Below are 15,142 nucleotides of genomic sequence, written 5' to 3' on the forward strand. Positions count from 1 at the left end.
TATACTAATTGGGTTAAGCAAAAAGGTTAACCCTTTTTTTAAAAATGTAAAAATACCCATACAGGTATGTGTATTTGAATTAATTTTAATTTAAAAAGGAGAATGCGGAATGTCAGATCAGAAAAAAACAACAATTGTTTTGTTTAGTGGTGATTATGATAAAGCGATGGCAGCATACATCATAGCGAATGGTGCCGCTGCGTATGACCACGAAGTAACTATATTCCATACTTTTTGGGGACTTAATGCACTTCGTAAAGAGAATCAGGTTCCAGTTAAAAAAGGTTTAATGGAAAAGATGTTTGGGAAAATGATGCCAAGAGGCGCTGATAAAATGGGTCTTTCCAAGATGAACTATTTAGGAATGGGCCAAAAGATGATTAAAAATGTAATGAAAAAGCACAACGCAATGCCACTGCCACAATTAGTGGAAATGGCACAAGAACAGGATGTAAAACTAATTGCATGTACCATGACAATGGATTTGCTTGGACTCCAAAAAGATGAATTACTTGATGAAATTGAATATGGAGGAGTAGCAGCATATATTGGTGAGGCAGAAGATGGAAACGTAAGTTTATTCATCTAGGAGTTAAAAAAGTATAAATCATTTCTTACTGCATAAGTGCAACTAAGGATTGGCGATAAGATTTCTCCAAGAACACAGTTCAAATTTGGTGATCAGGGTTATGAGAACCCAAACACGGTTCCAAATGGGTGGAACAGTCACTCATTAGGTTTTTATGAATTTTTTTTGGCCTTAAATATACCCCGTTAGGTATGAATTATAATTTTATACTAGCAGGGGAATATAGAAATATAACAAATTGGAGGGGAAAATAATGAAGGAAATTACAACGAAAGATTTAGCAAAGAAATTAAAAGATGAAGAGAAAATAAGTATTATCGATGTGCGAGAAGATGATGAGGTAGCTCAAGGGAAAATACCAGGTGCAACCCATATACCGCTTGGTCAAATCCCGGAAAGATTAGATGAAATTGACAAAAATAAACATCATTATATGGTGTGCCGTTCCGGGGGAAGAAGTGGTAAAGCAAGTGGGTTTCTAAAAGAACAAGGATATGATGTAACGAACGTTGCAGGCGGAATGCTTGATTGGAAAGATGAAGTAGAGAAATAAAGGAGGAGTTAACATGACTATTACAGCAAATGAAACGTTAGACGCAAAAGGGTTGGCTTGTCCAATGCCAATTGTTAAAACAAAGAAAGCTATTACAAACTTAGAACCTGGTCAAGTGATGGAAGTGCAAGCAACTGATAAAGGGTCTACTGCTGATATTAAAGCTTGGGCAGAGAGTACAGGTCATCATTATCTTGGCACAGTTGAAGAAGAAGAAGTATTGAAGCACTATCTGCGAAAGGCAGATGAGGCAGAAGCGAAAGAAGAAACAAAACATGAGGAAATTACAGATTTGGAAGAACTTCGCAGTAAAGTAGATGGCAATGAGGATATTGCAATTTTGGATGTACGTGAGCCGGCAGAATTTGCTTTTGGACATATTCCTGGCGCTTTAAATATACCCCTTGGGGAACTTGAAGAAAGATTTGAAGAGTTAGCTAAGGATAAAGAACTGCATGTGGTTTGCCGTACAGGAAACCGCAGTGATTTAGCAGCCCAAAAACTAACTGAAAAAGGATATAAAAATGTAAAAAATGTTGTACCAGGAATGTCCAAATGGGAAGGTTCAACTGAAAAAAATAACTAAAATAAATTGGAGGAATTTTAAATGGCTAATGCAAAAGTAGCAATTATTGCTGCAAACGGAAGTTTATTTGACGCTTATAAGGTATTTAACGTAGCTACAGCAGCTGCAGCTTCAGACGAAGAGGTAGGAATTTTCTTTACGTTTGAAGGGTTAAATTTAATTCATAAGGAAGGACATAAAAACTTGCCGCTTCCAGAAGGTAAAGAGCATTTCCAAGAAGGATTTGAGCAAGCAAATGTTCCTTCTATTGAGGAACTTGTAAGTATCGCCCAGGAAATGGGTATCAAGTTAATTGCATGTCAAATGACAATGGATGTTATGAACCTAGAAAAAGATGCATTTATTGAGGGGATAGAAGTTGGCGGTGCTGCTTCATTTATCGATTATGCAAAGGATGCAAATATAACATTAACATTTTAATTTTAGGAGGGGAAAAGTATTATGTCACAAACAATGACAACAAAAGAACTAGCAAAGAAAGTTGTTAATCATGAGGAAACGTTAATTTTAGACGTTCGTAATACAGATGAATTTGATGACTGGAAAATTGAAGGCGGAAAAGTAGAAGTAATAAATGAACCGTATTTTAATTTGTTAGACGGTTTAGATCCTGTTGCTGACAAACTTAATAAGGATCAGGAGATTATCGTTGTCTGTGCAAAAGGCGGATCATCACAGATGATAGCTGAGATGATGGAAGAAGAAGGTTTCACCAATGTGTATGATCTTGAAGGTGGAATGAAAGCATGGAGCGAGCATTTAGAACCAGTTAAAATTGCTGACTTAAAAGATGGTGGAAGTCTTTATCAATTTGTCCGTCTAGGTAAAGGGTGCTTATCGTACTTTATTGAATCCAATGGTGAAGCAGCAATTGTGGATTCAAACCGAATGATTAATAATTATGAAAAATTTGCGGATGAAGAGGGTGTGCAGATTAAACACCTAATTGATACTCACTTACACGCCGATCATATTTCTGGTGGTCGTGAGTTAGCAGAAAAAATGGATGGAACCTATCACCTGCCTCCAAAAGATGCGGAGGAAGTTACATTTGACTATGCTGCACTTGAAGAAGGTAATGATATAGTCGTTGGAAATACAACCGTTAAAGTACAACCAGTTTATTCGCCTGGACACACGCTTGGAAGTACTTCTCTCATTATAGATGATAAGTACTTGTTAACAGGAGATATTCTATTTGTGAAATCAATTGGTCGACCTGACTTAGCAGGAAAAGCAGAAGATTGGGTAGGAGATCTTCGAAATACGCTTTATAGTCGTTACAAAGAGCTTTCTGATGATTTAATTGTGTTACCTGCACACTACTCATTTGCAGAAGAACTAGGGGATGACGGTAGTGTATCAGCTCGTTTGGGAAATCTTTATCAGTATAATGAAGGTTTACAAGTAGAGGATGAGAATGAATTTAGAAAAATGGTGACGGAAAACCTTCCGCCACAGCCAAACGCTTATGAAGATATTCGTAAAACAAATATGGGTAAAATAACACCTGAAAACGAAAAACAAAGAGAAATGGAAATTGGACCAAACCGTTGTGCGGTTCAAGGATAATTAAAAAGGAGGAAATAATAATGGAATCAGCAAAATTTTTAGATGCAAAAGGAATGGCATGTCCAATGCCGATTGTGAAGACGAAAAAAGCAATAAAGGATATTAATACAGGTGAAGTTTTAGAGGTTCATGCAACTGATAAAGGAGCTAAAAGCGACTTAACTGCATGGGCAAAATCTGGTGGCCACGAATTACTAAAAGATACAGAAGAAGACGATGTACTCAAATTTTGGATTAAAAAAGGATAAAGGAGACCCATTAGCATGGGTCCCCTCTTATTAGGGGGATAAAGTATGGAATACAGTATTATATTTTTAGTAACAATCTTTCTTATTGGGTTTGTCGGTTCTTTCGTTTCAGGTATGGTTGGAATCGGTGGATCCATCATTAAATATCCTATGCTATTATATATCCCAGCAATGATAGGTCTAACTACATTTACTGCTCATGAAGTCGCTGGTATAAGTGCCGTTCAGGTTCTATTTGCCACTATCGGTGGTGTTTGGGCATACCGTAAAGGTGGCTATTTAAATAAAAAGTTGATTATTTACATGGGAATCAGTATTTTAATTGGTAGCTTTATTGGTGGGTATGGATCCCAATTCATGACAGATGCGGGTATTAATCTAGTTTATGGCTTATTAGCGACAATTGCTGCTATTATGATGTTTGTGCCGAAAAAAGGACTTGATGATATACCATTTGATCAAGTTACGTTTAACAAATGGTTAGCAGCATCTCTGGCATTGATCGTAGGAGTAGGAGCAGGTATTGTCGGTGCAGCAGGTGCATTTATCCTAGTTCCGATTATGCTGATCGTCCTAAAAATACCAACTAGGATGACGATTGCGACATCATTAGCAATTACATTTATCTCTTCAATTGGTTCGACAACAGGTAAATTGCTGACTGGTCAGGTTTTATTTATACCAGCTATTATTATGATCGTAGCAAGCCTAATAGCATCACCACTTGGAGCGAAATTCGGACAAAAAGTAAATACAAAAATTCTACAATGGACTTTAGCTATTCTCATTTTAGGAACAGCTATAAAAATCTGGTTAGATATTTTTAGTTAATGGCAGTTTTCTGCAAAATTGTTGATTTTTCCAAGCAATTAAAACTAATAAGTAGTAGCAACAAACCTGCAGAAAACAGCCTTAATAAAAAAGTTTTGTTAATAGAAAACCAATCTCTCATGATTGGTTTTCATTTTAGGGGGAATTGTCGTATGGAAATGATTATTCAATGGATAATAATTATTGGTGCAGCTTGGTTTATATTGAGTCGTTTTATGCCTGCTAAGGGTATTTCAAATATCACGACGCAAGAAGCAAAAAATAAATTCAGCGAAAAAAATGGTGCGCAGTTTATTGATGTGAGAACACCAGGTGAATACAAAGCGAATCATCGAAAGCCTTTTAAGAACATTCCATTATCCGAACTGGCAAACAAATCAGCGGATTTAGATAAAAGCAAAGAAGTAGTTGTGATTTGCCAAAGTGGAATGAGAAGTATGAAGGCGTCTAAAATTCTAAAGAAAAAGGGATTTGAGAAAGTGAATAATGTAAAAGGTGGCATGGGGGCCTGGGTATAGGAAGAACGGCAAATGGCAAATCAATTCACATTTCATGAGGTAGTAACTGACTTAAGGGCAAAAAAGTCGATATTCCTGGCGGCTAAGATACCCGTCTGATTGCAGCGTGCCAGCCACCATCTGCTTTGAAAAAGGCAGAGCATAAATACGTTAGTGCATTTGGTTACGAAGCAGAGGATATGGTTGGTGGAAATGAACTATTGGGAAAGTCAGCTTAAATAAAATTAACGAGTTATTTAAAAGGAGATGACTATTATGTTTCATTATACAGTTGAAACAACCAAATCATTAGAGGAAGCTATCCAATCACTTGAACAAAGCTTGAAGGAAGAAAAATTCGGAGTGCTCTGGCAATTTGATGTTAAAGACACATTGCAGAAAAAGGGGTTTGAATTTAATCAGCCTTTTCAAGTTCTAGAGGTTTGTAATCCAGAAGAAGCGCAACGAGTGTTATCACAAAATCAGCTGGTAGGTTATTTTTTGCCATGTAAAATTGTCGTTTATGAAGATGCTGGAATGACGAAAATTGGTATGCCAAAGCCAACTGCATTAATCCAAATGGTTGAAGATGAGTCCCTTAATGAAATAGCCCGTGATATCGAAAATAGAATGATATCAAGTATTGACAAAAGCATTTAACATTATTAACAGAAAACATCAATTAGAACGATAGAGGTTGAATCCCAAAACCTTTGTCGTTCTATTTTATTATCATCCGCGTTTCAAGTCCCATTATCGCAAGTTAATTTTACTCTTTTCAATTTTGTAATCTGACACCTTATTTATAAGCAAGTGATCTTGACAAGAAATAAAAAACATTATAATATGTATGTTAGTAATAACTAACATACATTAAATGATTATAGGGGAGATCTTGTGAAACCTTTAAATATTTTAGTAAGTTTATTGCGGAAATACCCAATAAAGTTAATTCTTATATCCATCATTATTATTTTTTTATTTTTATTGGGTATTCAAAATGTTTATATGTCAACAGGTAATGACACGTTAGTGGATAGTGAAACAACTTTATATCAAGAGAATCAAATGCTTGAGGAAGAATTCGGTGGAGAGTCGATCGTCGTTGTTTATGAATCTGAAACTCCGTTAACTCCAGTTAATTTGGCGCATATGAAGGAATTGGAAGATGAGTTAATAACGAATAAGTATATTTATAGCCTAATCAGCCCTGTAACACTTGTTGAGCAGCTTTCTGAACAACAGTCTGAGAAGTATAAAGATGGTATTTCAAAAACAATCGATGGATTGGATCAAGTAGGAACAAAGCTTTTAGAGGTGGGGAATAGGTTGGAACGGTTCCCCCAAGATAATGACCAAGCAATTGCCCAGTCAAAAGGGAATCAGAAGAAACAAGGTACGAGTTTAAATGAATTTGGCAAAGTCCTTACAGGTATGGACAAAAAACTTGAATCTTTTAGCAAAAACATATCTTACATTTATAATTATTCGGACACGATGGATGCGACATTGCCTAAAAAACAAGAAACTTTAAATAAGATGATATATGATGACGGAAATCTCCGTCCAATGTTTAACGAAGTTGTAATCGATGATAATTACATGCTAATGATCGTTAAATTTGGTGGAAAAGCGGATGATAGTGTAAAAAGTGAGGTCATCGATACAATTAATTCCTATTTGGATTCTCATGAACGTGCTTCCCTAAAAACAATGGTCTCTGGCAAACCAGTTCTTGATGCAGCAATTCGTTCCTCGATGAAGGATAGCATGCAAAAAATGATGATGCTCTCGATAATTTTAATGGTTATTGTACTATTTTTTGTGTTTAAAGTTAGGTGGCGTTTACTGCCTTTAGGGATTATTTTAATTGCAGTTATAGGTTCAGTCGGTTTGATGGGGTGGCTGTCTATTCCAATTACAATGGTATCTATGGCTGTTTTTCCAATTTTAATCGGACTTGGTATCGACTATGCAATTCAGTTCCAAAACCGATATTCTGAGGAAATGCGTTTCGAGGAAGGGGATTACGATGAGTAACAATACTAAACAAGAAAAAGCGATCCACAGCTTGAAACAGAGTGTTAAAAAAATGCTCCCAGCTGTATTTACTGCGTTAGTCGCTACTGCATTAGGATTTTTAGCATTGTATACTTCTCCGGTTCCTATGGTTCAAGACTTTGGAAAAATGTTAACAGTAGGGATGATTGTTAGTTTTTTGTTAAGTGTATTTTTATTAATTCCGATACTTTTTACACGTGATTATTTTTTTCCAACAAAACAGGTGAGAAAGAAACATAAGCAGAAAACGAAAAAATTATCTATAATAGAGAGAGTTTTCGAAATCTGGACCAAAAAACTTTTAGCGTTACGATGGATTATCATTGTACTAGCTTTTATGACGGCAGCCTTTGGGATATGGGTTGATCTGGATGCTGGTGTGGAAACTGACGTTGAAACCTTCATGCCACAGGATACCCAAGAGTTAAAGGACATACATTCTCTAAGAGATATCATGGGGGCAACTGATCAGGTCTCAATTGTTTATCAGGGTGATTACGTAATCACTGATGAGGAAATCATTTGGGTGGATAATATGACCAGTTCTATAAAAACCGAATTTCCGAATGTAGTGGTGAGTACTCGATCCATTACAAGTGTTGTCAAGCAAATGAATAATGGTCAACTAGTTCAAGGAGAGGAATTTAAAGATGAATTAGCAGATATTTCTAAAGATCAGCTTAAATTGTTTCTCAATGATGATTGGACGAAGGGTGTTATTACAGTTGAAATAAAGCATTTGGAAACAGGACAGCTTCAAACATTTATTTCTGAATTAGAACGTTATTTGGAAAAAAATGAAACAGCAGGTGTTGAACAAATAATCACTGGGAAGTCAGTGTTGGACGTAGCAATGATTGAAGGATTAACAACGGGAAGGTATCAAATGACTTTATTAGGCATGGGGCTTGTGTTTTTAGGGTTGTTAATGGTTTATCGGCAACCCGTAAAAGCGTTTATACCCCTACTTCCAATAATTTTAATTGTTGGTTGGTCAGGGTTGGCGATGTATTTATTAAACATAGATTATACACCATTAACCTCTACTTTAGGTGCGCTAATCATAGGAATAGGAACAGAATTTACCGTGCTAATTATGGAAAGGTATTATGAGGAAAGAGAAAGTGGAAAAAATAGCAAAACTGCAATTGGAATTGCAAATAAGAAAATAGGTAAGGGAATTATTGCATCAGCATTTACAACGATTGGTGGATTTAGTTCATTGCTTGCATCTGATTTTGTTATTTTAAATAATTTTGGTTTGATGACGTTAATTAATATATCCCTTGCATTGATTTCAACAATCTTTGTGATGCCCTCTATCTTGATTGTTTTAGATCGTTTTGTGAAAATAAAGTATATACGGATGAACGAGGGGTGAATTATATTGCGTGATAAAACAGAACAGATACTGAAAGCGGCCGGTACTGTCTTTATAAAAAAAGGACTGCAAGCTACCACACAGGAAATCGCAAATGAGGCAAATGTAGCTGAAGTAACGTTATATCGAAAGTTTTCCACCAAACAGAATTTATTTATTACGGTCATTAAAAATGTATTGGAGAAGCAGTTTGGTTCACACGTTATGGAACTTGCGAAAAAAAATGATACAGAAGCATTTCTAACAAGTGTAATAGAAAATAGGCTTGAGGTGTTGTCAAAAAATACTGATTTGGTAAAAATGCTTATTTCGGAAAGCCTACGAGGAAATTTACCTGAGGAAATCAATCTTCCGACGATTATTTTCACCAGTTTAAAAAAAGGTTTGGATCATCATTTTGAAGGAGAGAATGTTGACACTGATTTTTGCACAAGACAGCTTGGAGGTGTGTTTTTGAGCTATGTTGCTTTACCGAATGATGGTGACTTTTATAAGTTAACTGAAGAAAAGAAGCATACCATTGCTAAAAAGCATGCGCAATCCATTCTTGCTAGTATATAAGTATGTATGGAAATGAATTAGTTTGAGAGGTTACGATAATATACCACCATCAATAAAATAGAATGTTGGAGAAGAGTATTATCGAAATGCTGTGAGCACGTTGGGGTAAAGCTGGAATATAAGTGAATTAAATATGAAGAGACGCATGAATAATTAATGCGTCTCTTCATATTAATTAGCTAGCTGCTGTGCGTGAATCAAAATCCTGATCAGCCTCATTTTCGGATTTTCCGATAATAAGAGCTCCTGCTGCGTCTCCTGTGATATTTGTTGCGGTCCGGAACATATCCATGAAACGATCGACTCCGGCAATTAGTGCAATAGCTTCCAGAGGTAAGTTTACTGCAGTTAGGACAAGCACAAGCATAACTAAGCCAGCTCCAGGTACTCCGGCTGTACCAATTGAACCAAGTGTTGCAATTAGAACTACCATTAACATTTGTCCAATGGATAATTCAACTCCAAATGCTTGTGCTGTGAACAGTGTTGCAACACTCAAATAAAGTGATGTACCATCCATATTAATCGTTGCACCTAACGGTAATATGAAACTTGATATCTTTTTTGAAACGCCTAAATTGTCTTCGGTACATTTTATTGTGACAGGTAATGTACCTGAACTGCTTTGTGTACTGAATGCTACCAGACTGGCTGGTGCAATTCCTTTGAAAAACTGTATTGGATTCATTTTTCCAAGCGTTTTAACAGCAACAGAATACGTAACCAGTGCATGTACGAAACAGGCGATTGCCACAACTGAAATTAACTTAATTAATGGAAGCAAAACTGATAGACCGTACTCCCCAATAATCGGTGCTAACAAGCCGAAGATACCAATAGGAATGAGTTTCATGATAACCCAGGTAATTTTGTACATTACTTCTGCAAGTCCATCAGAGAAATGATACACTGGATCTGCTTTCTTCCCTACCATTGTTATCCCGACACCTAAGAAAAGTGAAAAGAAAATGATCTGCAAAATATTCCCGCTTGATAAACTGGCAAGTGGATTAGTTGGTATAATGTTGAGCAATATGTCCGTAATGCTGCCTGTTTCAGTTGCTTCAGGAATTTCTCCGGCATTGGAGATGTCAACTCCTGTTCCCGGGGAAAACAACAAACCGGCAAATAAGCCGATGGTAACTGCTACGAGTGTTGTACCCAAATAGTATCCGATTGTTTTTCCACCGATTCGTCCAAGTGTTTTCATATTACCAGTGCTAGCGACACCTACAATAAGGGAAGATGCAACTAAAGGAACGATAATAAATTGAATAAGACGTAAAAACAGATCCCCTAACGGCTGAACAATCTTAATATCGGGCCCAAAAATAACCCCCGCAAGTATAGCAGCTACAAAAGCAATTAGAATTTGCGGCAGTAACCCTATTTTTTCGGTTTTTGCCATGAATAAATACCTCCTTCATTAAATTGGCAATGATTTGTTGCGAATAAGATTATATAAACAACCCTATAAATTCATATTTAATAAATATGATAAATCTATTGAGTTAATACGTTAATATGATTGGAAAGTTGTTCTAAGTATGTGCATTTTTTTGTGTTAACAGTTACATAATTTGGTATTTTACACCAGATTCTTTAAAATTTGGTTTATTCTTTAATAATTTATAGCTACTATTAGTTCATGGCAACTAAATGGTGTACATCGTTGTAAATAACATTTAAACAGGCTAAATAGCGGTTAAATCGTTTTGATATTTTCGGTCGTTTCAATATAAGCTATTATAGTAAGTAAATTTTTGGGAGGTGAGAGCATCAATAAAGGCGGAACTAGTGAAATATCAATACCAAATGACATAAAAACAGAATTTCATTTTCGTAAGCCTGATAAAAATGATGGAGCGGCAGTTTGGGAACTGATTAAAGATACTGGGGTTCTTGATCTTAATTCTTCTTACAGCTATCTGATGTGGTGTGAACTATTTTCTGAAACATCAATTGTGGCTGACAGAGAAGGAGAAACGGTTGGTTTTATTTCCGGATTTATTCATCCGGATAGTCCGGACACACTGTTTATTTGGCAGGTTGCTGTAAATGAATCCGAGCGTGGCAGAGGTTTAGGAACGAAGATGTTGTATCAATTACTAAATCGTACATTTTGTGAAGAAGTTTCCTATGTTGAAGCAACAGTCTCCCCATCAAATACGCCATCTCAGCATTTATTTAAGGGTCTTGCGATGAAACTTGAAACGAATTGTTTAATAAATGATTATTTTTCAGCTGACGACTTTCCTCGGGAAGGTCATGAAGATGAGTTATTGTTTAAGATTGGACCAATTAAAGAAGAAAATAAAATTATAAAAGGATGATAAAATGGCAACAGCAGAACTTACTGATGCGAAAATGAAAACGTTTGAAGAATTGGAATCTGCGGTAAGAAGTTATAGCCGAGGTTGGCCAACCATTTTCCAGAAGGCCAAAGGATACAAAATGTGGGACACAGATGGAATAGAATATATTGATTTTTTTGCAGGGGCAGGTACACTTAATTACGGTCATAATGACCAAACCATGCAGGAAAAAGTAATCGAATACATTCGTAATGATGGGATTATCCATAGCCTCGATATGGGAACTAACCCAAGAAAAGAATTTCTTGAACGCTTCAAAGAAGTAATTCTTACACCTCGCGAGCTTGATTACAAAGTAATGTTTCCAGGACCAACCGGCACCAATACTGTTGAGAGTGCATTGAAAATTGCTAGGAAAGTAACTGGGCGAGATTCGGTTATTAGCTTCACCAATGCATTTCACGGAATGACAATTGGGTCACTCTCTGTAACAGGGAATTCATTTAAGCGTCATGGAGCAGGAGTTCCGTTGCATCATTCGGTATCAATGCCATTTGATGATTATGTGGAAGATCAAGATACAATTGCTTACCTGGAAAGATTTCTAGAAGACAGCGGAAGCGGAGTTGCACTGCCAGCTGCAATTATTCTGGAAACTGTTCAAGGTGAAGGTGGCATCAACGCTGCAAGAATGGAATGGCTGAAGAAAATAGAAACGTTATGCAAGCGCTGGGACATTTTATTAATTATTGATGATGTTCAAGCGGGTAACGGACGTACAGGTACGTTCTTTAGCTTCGAACCTGCTGGGATAAACCCTGATATTGTCTGTCTTTCAAAATCAATTGGTGGATTCGGTTTACCAATGGCAATTACGCTAATTAAACCAGAGTATGATAAGCATTGGGGCCCAGGAGAACATAATGGTACGTTCCGTGGGAATAATCTTGCATTTATTGCAGCAACCGAAGCACTATCCAATTGGGAAACAGATGACTTTGCTTTAGCAGTTCAGGAAAAAGCAGCCTTCTTAAGTAAAAATGTAGAAATGATTATAGATAAGTATCCTGAACTTAAAGGTACACCACGAGGTAGAGGTTTAATGCAGGGAATAGCCATCGACGTTGATGGACTTGCAGATGATATTTGTGCAGAAGCATTTAATCGTGGCTTAATTGTCGAGACTTCAGGACCAAATGATGAAGTTATTAAATTCCTTCCACCACTTATTATTGATATAGAAGGACTTGAAAAAGGATTGGGAATTCTTGAAGATAGCATAAAGCATGTTCTTGCAAAATAGATTAACCTGCAATAAATAAACAACGCTAAAGGGGAATTAGATATGATCGTAAAATCACTTGAAGATATAAAAGGAACAAAAGACGAAACATCTGGAGAGAATTGGACGAGTCGCAGGTTTATTTTAAGCAAAGAAAAAGTCGGCTTTAGTATGAACGATACAATTATAAAAGCAGGAACAGACAATTTCTTCTGGTATAAAAATCATATTGAAGCAGTTTATTGTATAGAAGGTGAAGGAGAAATTGAAAGTTTAGAAACTGGTGATGTCTTTCAGCTAAAACCAGGAACAATGTATCTTTTGAATGATTACGAAAAGCATAGACTTCGTGCCAGAACACAAATGCGCATGGTATGTGTATTTAACCCACCACTTGTTGGAACAGAGACACATAACGAAGAAGGATATTATCCATTGCTAACAGAATAAGAGAGAGAATTGATAAAGGTAAGAAATCAGGTTGGTCCTGTTTTCTTACCTTTTTTTGCAGTTAAGAGAGTATAATTAAATACTGTGCACTCACCATTAAGGCTTGTAATCCAACGTATAGGGTGGTTTAATTCGTAGAACTCGTTTAACGAAGTTGTTTGAAATTAAATGATTTATAAAGCTTTGAATAATCACATCACACGTTGGAATTATAAAGATATGAGATACCTTCTAATATTTTTCGCGATAGTTCTACTATCTTTATTTCCAAAGCCACTGATTGCAGAGGAAATGATTACAGTGAAGCTTGTAAATCATATTGATAAAACATCAGAATTAAAATTTCAGTTTAAAGGAGAATATCATACGCTTGATCCTATGTTATCACTACAAGAAGGAGTGAATTATTCTTTAACCGTTACAAAGAACGATCTTTTTATTTTGGAGGGTGCAGGTAAAAAACTGAAGATAAAGGAATCCTTAGTCCTTATTCCAAAAGCTTATGGTTATGATCATGGTATCACTGTGAATGATAGGCCGTATTTGGGAGCCATGGAATTTATGATAGAGGATAAAAAATTCATTCGTCCCGTTAATCAACTGCCACTTGAAGATTACTTGAAGGGAGTTGTACCAAATGAAGTTTTCCCTTCCTGGGGACTTGAAACGTTGAAGGCACAAACATTGGCGGCGAGGACATATGCCGCCACCCATACATCGGAAATTATTGATGATACAATTCGCTATCAGGTCTATGGTGGTTATACGTGGTATGAAAATACTACAAAAGCTGTTGAAGAAACACGTGGTGAGGTAATCACCTACAAGAATAAGCCAATTAACGCTTTTTATTCTGCAAGTAATGGAGGAATTACTGAGAATAATGCGCATGTATGGGGTGAGAATTCATTGCCATATTTCCCGGTGAAAAAAGATCCATACGATCCAATTCATCCTTGGGAGTTTAACCTGAACGAAGTACAAATTCCACTTAACACAATTAATTGGGACAACCCACACTGGTGGAAGGAAACTGTGGAGAAGAATCAAGATATCACATCATCGATGAAAGGCTGGCTGCAACGAAATGGTTATCCTGGGGATATTAAAATTCTCTCCATACCTAACTTTGAATTATCCAATAAAAGGCATGAATCTGAGCGTAGGATAAAAGGATCGATTACAATCGAGTTTTTGCATAGGCTACAGGAGGGAACTATCCTATTCGAACAGCTTGTACTTGATGATGTAGCGATAGATCATATCCGTCCATTAGTTGGTGGAACTATTTTTAAGAGTTATTTAATTGATTCACTTGAAAAAAATGAAGGAACTTACACGATGAAAGGAAGGGGCTTTGGTCATGGTGTAGGAATGAGTCAATGGGGGGCACACATAATGGGACAAAAAGGAAGTAGTTACAAGGAAATTATTCAGTTCTATTATCCAGGGACGTCGATTACGGATATGAATAGTGATTAGATATTGGTCAGGTATAATAAATTTGATTAATAGGTTTAGTATTAGATAATAAGGGGAAAAGAATTTAATGTACGGAATGTATCGATATCAAGTATATCCCTTCATAATGGTATGGAATTAATTTACAGCTAAAAACCTAAAAAAAGTTCTTGAAGCTTATTGACTATTTTCATGAATAGCTGTAATATTGATCTCGCTGTGAAAAAAATGTAGCTAACTGTTATTGCTTAGACGGCAGAGAAATGTAGCTGCTAACACTTTTTTAAAACAAAATTTCCTTATTGACAGCGTATTGATAGAATGATATATTAAATGGGTTGCGCAAAAAAGCAACGGGATATATTAAGAAAATATCTATTGACATTTCTGATGTTAATGTGGTATATTTAAAAAGTCGCCATTTTGAGCGACGGAAATGAAGTTTGCTCCTTGAAAACTGAACAAAACAACCAGTATGTCAAGAAAACAGGTTAAAAGTTAAACTTTTAAACCCTGATTTCAATTTTTAAAGCTAAGACAATAGATGATTGATTGGTGTCAATCATATTAAAACTAACTTTTATGGAGAGTTTGATCTTGGCTCAGGACGAACGCTGGCGGCGTGCCTAATACATGCAAGTCGAGCGCGGGAAGCAGATGGATCCCTTCGGGGTGAAGTTTGTGGAACGAGCGGCGGACGGGTGAGTAACACGTGGGCAACCTACCTGTAAGACTGGGATAACCCCGGGAAACCG

At 36.4% G+C, this 15,142-nt stretch carries 17 protein-coding genes and 1 rRNA gene; 17 read left to right on the plus strand and 1 reads right to left on the minus strand.

Annotated elements, in window-relative coordinates:
* Positions 1-109: 109 nt before the first annotated feature.
* The 12 genes from BLS02_RS15485 to BLS02_RS15540 all read left to right on the plus strand — a co-directional run bounded on the left by BLS02_RS15485 (position 110) and on the right by BLS02_RS15540 (position 8,879).
* Positions 110-589: a DsrE/DsrF/DrsH-like family protein gene (locus BLS02_RS15485; protein WP_092493918.1), complete on the plus strand. Its 480-nt coding sequence runs from the start codon at positions 110-112 to the stop codon at positions 587-589.
* 253 nt (positions 590-842) lie between these two features.
* Positions 843-1,142, plus strand: coding sequence for a rhodanese-like domain-containing protein (locus tag BLS02_RS15490; RefSeq protein WP_092493919.1), 300 nt, complete (start codon positions 843-845; stop codon positions 1,140-1,142).
* A 13-nt stretch (positions 1,143-1,155) separates the two neighbouring features.
* Positions 1,156-1,728 (plus strand): sulfurtransferase TusA family protein, encoded by a 573-nt coding sequence (locus BLS02_RS15495; protein WP_092493920.1) that lies wholly within the window; start codon positions 1,156-1,158, stop codon positions 1,726-1,728.
* Between the two features lie 21 nt (positions 1,729-1,749).
* Positions 1,750-2,148 (plus strand): DsrE/DsrF/DrsH-like family protein, encoded by a 399-nt coding sequence (locus BLS02_RS15500; protein WP_092493921.1) that lies wholly within the window; start codon positions 1,750-1,752, stop codon positions 2,146-2,148.
* Positions 2,149-2,169: 21 nt separating this feature from the next.
* A complete protein-coding gene (locus tag BLS02_RS15505) occupies positions 2,170-3,300 on the plus strand; it encodes an MBL fold metallo-hydrolase (protein WP_092493922.1) in 1,131 nt (376 codons plus the stop codon).
* 20 nt (positions 3,301-3,320) lie between these two features.
* Positions 3,321-3,548 carry a sulfurtransferase TusA family protein gene (locus tag BLS02_RS15510; protein WP_092493923.1) on the plus strand — a complete coding sequence of 76 codons (228 nt, stop codon included), beginning with the start codon at positions 3,321-3,323 and terminating at the stop codon, positions 3,546-3,548.
* A gap of 45 nt (positions 3,549-3,593) precedes the next feature.
* Complete coding sequence (locus BLS02_RS15515) at positions 3,594-4,379, plus strand: sulfite exporter TauE/SafE family protein (RefSeq protein ID WP_092493924.1); 786 nt, start codon at positions 3,594-3,596, stop codon at positions 4,377-4,379.
* A 152-nt stretch (positions 4,380-4,531) separates the two neighbouring features.
* A complete protein-coding gene (locus tag BLS02_RS15520; protein WP_092493925.1) occupies positions 4,532-4,897 on the plus strand; it encodes a rhodanese-like domain-containing protein in 366 nt (121 codons plus the stop codon).
* A 255-nt stretch (positions 4,898-5,152) separates the two neighbouring features.
* On the plus strand, positions 5,153-5,536 hold the full coding sequence (locus BLS02_RS15525) for a DUF302 domain-containing protein (protein ID WP_092493926.1): 384 nt from the start codon (positions 5,153-5,155) through the stop codon (positions 5,534-5,536).
* 237 nt (positions 5,537-5,773) lie between these two features.
* Entirely contained in the window at positions 5,774-6,916 is a 1,143-nt protein-coding gene (locus tag BLS02_RS15530; protein WP_254788789.1) for an MMPL family transporter, read from the plus strand.
* Positions 6,909-8,318, plus strand: a complete 1,410-nt coding sequence (locus tag BLS02_RS15535; protein ID WP_092493927.1) for an efflux RND transporter permease subunit — start codon at positions 6,909-6,911, stop codon at positions 8,316-8,318. Before BLS02_RS15530 ends, BLS02_RS15535 begins: the two co-directional genes overlap by 8 nt.
* A gap of 6 nt (positions 8,319-8,324) precedes the next feature.
* Positions 8,325-8,879 (plus strand): TetR/AcrR family transcriptional regulator, encoded by a 555-nt coding sequence (locus tag BLS02_RS15540; protein ID WP_092493928.1) that lies wholly within the window; start codon positions 8,325-8,327, stop codon positions 8,877-8,879.
* A 175-nt stretch (positions 8,880-9,054) separates the two neighbouring features.
* Here the strand turns inward: BLS02_RS15540 and BLS02_RS15545 are convergent, their stop codons facing one another.
* Entirely contained in the window at positions 9,055-10,287 is a 1,233-nt protein-coding gene (locus BLS02_RS15545) for a dicarboxylate/amino acid:cation symporter (protein WP_092493929.1), read from the minus strand.
* A 355-nt stretch (positions 10,288-10,642) separates the two neighbouring features.
* On the opposite strand from BLS02_RS15545, the gene ectA reads away from it, so the two are divergent.
* The 5 genes from ectA to BLS02_RS15570 all read left to right on the plus strand — a co-directional run.
* Positions 10,643-11,212 carry a diaminobutyrate acetyltransferase gene (gene ectA, locus BLS02_RS15550; protein ID WP_342729451.1) on the plus strand — a complete coding sequence of 190 codons (570 nt, stop codon included), beginning with the start codon at positions 10,643-10,645 and terminating at the stop codon, positions 11,210-11,212.
* Positions 11,213-11,216: 4 nt separating this feature from the next.
* Positions 11,217-12,497 (plus strand): diaminobutyrate--2-oxoglutarate transaminase, encoded by a 1,281-nt coding sequence (gene ectB, locus BLS02_RS15555; protein ID WP_092493930.1) that lies wholly within the window; start codon positions 11,217-11,219, stop codon positions 12,495-12,497.
* Between the two features lie 42 nt (positions 12,498-12,539).
* Positions 12,540-12,926 (plus strand): ectoine synthase, encoded by a 387-nt coding sequence (locus BLS02_RS15560; protein ID WP_092493931.1) that lies wholly within the window; start codon positions 12,540-12,542, stop codon positions 12,924-12,926.
* Positions 12,927-13,145: 219 nt separating this feature from the next.
* Positions 13,146-14,408 (plus strand): SpoIID/LytB domain-containing protein, encoded by a 1,263-nt coding sequence (locus BLS02_RS15565; RefSeq protein ID WP_092493970.1) that lies wholly within the window; start codon positions 13,146-13,148, stop codon positions 14,406-14,408.
* A gap of 558 nt (positions 14,409-14,966) precedes the next feature.
* Positions 14,967-15,142 (plus strand): 16S ribosomal RNA (locus tag BLS02_RS15570); the annotation flags it as partial.

The organism is Virgibacillus salinus, from assembly GCF_900102415.1.
Taxonomy (GTDB): domain Bacteria; phylum Bacillota; class Bacilli; order Bacillales; family Amphibacillaceae; genus Lentibacillus; species Lentibacillus subterraneus.

Coding starts and splice junctions, on each gene's coding strand:
- BLS02_RS15485 (WP_092493918.1), top strand. CDS start 110: ATGTCAGATCAGAAAAAAACAACAATTGTTTTGTTTAGTGGTGATTAT.
- BLS02_RS15490 (WP_092493919.1), top strand. CDS start 843: ATGAAGGAAATTACAACGAAAGATTTAGCAAAGAAATTAAAAGATGAA.
- BLS02_RS15495 (WP_092493920.1), top strand. CDS start 1,156: ATGACTATTACAGCAAATGAAACGTTAGACGCAAAAGGGTTGGCTTGT.
- BLS02_RS15500 (WP_092493921.1), top strand. CDS start 1,750: ATGGCTAATGCAAAAGTAGCAATTATTGCTGCAAACGGAAGTTTATTT.
- BLS02_RS15505 (WP_092493922.1), top strand. CDS start 2,170: ATGTCACAAACAATGACAACAAAAGAACTAGCAAAGAAAGTTGTTAAT.
- BLS02_RS15510 (WP_092493923.1), top strand. CDS start 3,321: ATGGAATCAGCAAAATTTTTAGATGCAAAAGGAATGGCATGTCCAATG.
- BLS02_RS15515 (WP_092493924.1), top strand. CDS start 3,594: ATGGAATACAGTATTATATTTTTAGTAACAATCTTTCTTATTGGGTTT.
- BLS02_RS15520 (WP_092493925.1), top strand. CDS start 4,532: ATGGAAATGATTATTCAATGGATAATAATTATTGGTGCAGCTTGGTTT.
- BLS02_RS15525 (WP_092493926.1), top strand. CDS start 5,153: ATGTTTCATTATACAGTTGAAACAACCAAATCATTAGAGGAAGCTATC.
- BLS02_RS15535 (WP_092493927.1), top strand. CDS start 6,909: ATGAGTAACAATACTAAACAAGAAAAAGCGATCCACAGCTTGAAACAG.
- BLS02_RS15545 (WP_092493929.1), bottom strand. CDS start 10,287: ATGGCAAAAACCGAAAAAATAGGGTTACTGCCGCAAATTCTAATTGCT.
- ectB (WP_092493930.1), top strand. CDS start 11,217: ATGGCAACAGCAGAACTTACTGATGCGAAAATGAAAACGTTTGAAGAA.
- BLS02_RS15560 (WP_092493931.1), top strand. CDS start 12,540: ATGATCGTAAAATCACTTGAAGATATAAAAGGAACAAAAGACGAAACA.
- BLS02_RS15565 (WP_092493970.1), top strand. CDS start 13,146: ATGAGATACCTTCTAATATTTTTCGCGATAGTTCTACTATCTTTATTT.